Source organism: Roseateles sp., from assembly GCF_036486225.1.
GTDB lineage: Bacteria > Pseudomonadota > Gammaproteobacteria > Burkholderiales > Burkholderiaceae_C > Roseateles.
Map to the genome: position 1 here is coordinate 1 of NZ_DASVNZ010000246.1, position 2,640 is coordinate 2,640.

2 protein-coding genes are annotated in these 2,640 nt (G+C 69.9%); both read left to right on the forward strand.

All coding sequences use genetic code 11. The features are described from left to right. Positions 1 to 1,575 (forward strand): dihydrolipoyl dehydrogenase (lpdA, locus tag VF536_RS16430; RefSeq protein WP_331615939.1); only part of this gene is annotated, 1,575 nt, incomplete at its 5' end. Between the two features lie 71 nt (positions 1,576 to 1,646). Then, on the forward strand, positions 1,647 to 2,531 hold the full coding sequence (locus tag VF536_RS16435) for a delta(1)-pyrroline-2-carboxylate reductase family protein (RefSeq protein WP_331615940.1): 885 nt from the start codon (positions 1,647 to 1,649) through the stop codon (positions 2,529 to 2,531). The last annotated feature ends 109 nt before the right edge of the window (positions 2,532 to 2,640 follow it).

Below are 2,640 nucleotides of genomic sequence, written 5' to 3' on the forward strand. Positions count from 1 at the left end.
CCCGCCGCCGCAGCACCGGCTCCGGCCGCCGCTGCGCCTGCGCCGGCTGCATCGGCTCCCGCACCCGCCGCGGCTCCCGCTGCGCCGGCCCCGCAAGCCGCGACCTACACCGGCCCGGCCGAAGGCGAGTACGACGTGATCGTGCTCGGCAGCGGCCCCGGCGGCTATTCGGCTGCGTTCCGCGCGGCGGACCTGGGCCTCAAGGTCGCGATCGTCGAGCGTTACGCGACGCTGGGCGGCGTCTGCCTGAACGTCGGCTGCATCCCGTCCAAGGCGCTGCTGCACGTCGCGGCGGTGATGGACGAGGTCAAGCACTTCGCCGACCTGGGCGTCGAATTCGCCGCACCCAAGGTCGAGCTGCCCAAGCTGGCCGCGCACAAGTCCAAGGTCGTCGGCAAGCTCACGGGCGGCCTGACGATGATGGCCAAGATGCGCAAGGTCACCGTCGTGCGCGGCTACGGCACGCTGCTGGACGCCAACCACCTCTCGGTCGAGGAGACCAGCGGCGAGGCCCAGGAACGCACCGGCAAGACCCAGACGCTGAAGTTCCGCAAGATCATCATCGCCGCGGGTTCGCAGGCGGTGCGTCTGCCCTTCATGCCGAACGACCCGCGCGTGATCGACTCGACCGGCGCGCTCGAACTGACCAGCCAGCCCAAGCGCATGCTGATCGTCGGCGGCGGCATCATCGGCCTGGAAATGGGCACGGTGTACTCGACGCTGGGCGCGCGTCTGGACGTCGTGGAAATGCTGCCCACGCTGATGACCGGCGCGGACCGCGACCTGGTCAAGGTCTGGCAGAAGATGAACGCGCCGCGCTTCGACAACATCATGTTGAACACGAAGACGGTGGCCGCCGAAGCCACGCCCGAAGGCATCAAGGTGACCTTCGAAGGCGAGGGCGCCCCCAAGGAGCCGCAGGTCTACGACCTGGTGCTGCAGGCGGTGGGCCGTTCGCCCAACGGCAAGAAGATCGGCGCGGACAAGGCCGGCGTGGTCGTGAGCGATCGCGGCTTCATTCCGGTCGACGTGCAGATGCGCACCAACGTGCCCAACATCTTCGCCATCGGCGACATCGTCGGCCAGCCGATGCTGGCGCACAAGGCGGTGCATGAAGGCCACGTGGCCGCGGAAGTCATCGCCGGCGAACTGCTGGGCGACGACACGCTGGCCAAGTCGCGCTTCGATGCGCGCGTGATCCCGAGCGTCGCCTACACCGATCCGGAAGTGGCCTGGGTCGGCGTGACCGAGGACGAAGCCAAGGCGCGCGGCCTCAAGATCAAGAAGGGGCTGTTCCCGTGGACGGCGTCGGGGCGCGCGATCGCCAACGGCCGCGACGAGGGCTTCACCAAGCTGATCTTCGACGAGGAGACCCACCGCATCATCGGCGGCGGCATCGTCGGCACGCATGCGGGCGACATGATCGGCGAGATCGCCCTGGCGATCGAGATGGGCGCGGACGCGGTCGACATCGGCAAGACGATCCACCCGCATCCGACGCTGGGCGAATCGATCGGCATGGCCGCGGAAGTCGCGCACGGCTCGTGCACCGACCTGCCGCCGCCGCGCAAGTAAGCGCGGGCCGCGTCATCCACGCCGTTCAAGCCGTCCGACCAGCCCAGGCCACCCACGGAGCACCCGACCGGATGCTGGTTCTCGACGCCGCCGCCACCTCGCGCGCGCTGCCGTGGTCTCCCCTGATGGAGGAGATCGCGCTGGTCTGCCGCGAGCACCGCGACGGCCGGCTCACCTGCCCGCCGCGGCAGGTGCTGCCGCTGCGCCAGGACGGCGTGCTGCTGGTGATGCCCTGCCTGAGTGACACGCTGTCGATCACCAAGCTCGTCAGCGTGCACCCGCTCAACGCGGCGCTCGGCCTGCCGACGATCGCGGGCGAGGTGGTCGTGCTGGACAGTCGCACCGGTCAACGTCTGGCCGTGCTCGACGGTCCTGCATTGACCGCGCGCCGCACGGCGGCCGTCAGCATGCTGGCGCTGCAGCACCTGATCCGGAAGGCGCCTCGCCGCGCCCTGGTGGTCGGCGGCGGCGTGCAGGCGAGAGCCCACGTGGAGGCGCTCCAGGCGCTGCATCCGCAGGCGACGATCCACGTGCAAGGCCATCAGACGGTGCCAGGTTTTGTCGAGGAACTCGGCGTCGAGCCGCTCCCGGCCGAATCGCAGACGCGCCACGACTGGGACGTCATCGTGTGCGCGACCACCAGCCGTGTGCCGGTGCTGCGTCCTGGCGTCGGTGAAGGTGCGGTGGTGATCGGTGTCGGCGCGTTCCGCGACGACATGGTGGAGCTACCGCAGGAGCTGGTCCGCGGCGCGCAGATCTGGGTCGACGACCCGGTTGGTGCGCAGGCCGAGGCCGGCGACCTGATGGCGGCTGGTCGTTTCGAACCGCAGGATGCGATCGACGACCTCGTGCTGGGTCAGCGCCCTGTCGACGACGGTCGCACGCGGCTCTTCAAGAGTGTTGGTTGCGCGCGTTGGGACCTGGCTGCTGCCCGTGTGGCTGTCCGCGCCGCCTGACTGTCGCACGCCACCTCGACGCCCACCACGAGCTGGAGGCTTGCGGGGCCAGGGGGCCGGCCCGATTTGTGGAACATGTGACACGTATGAGGGCCGGCCCCCTGGCCCC

What these genes read in the sequence shown, in the direction of transcription:
- VF536_RS16435 (WP_331615940.1), top strand. Translation starts at nt 1,647, where the DNA reads ATGCTGGTTCTCGACGCCGCCGCCACCTCGCGCGCGCTGCCGTGGTCT.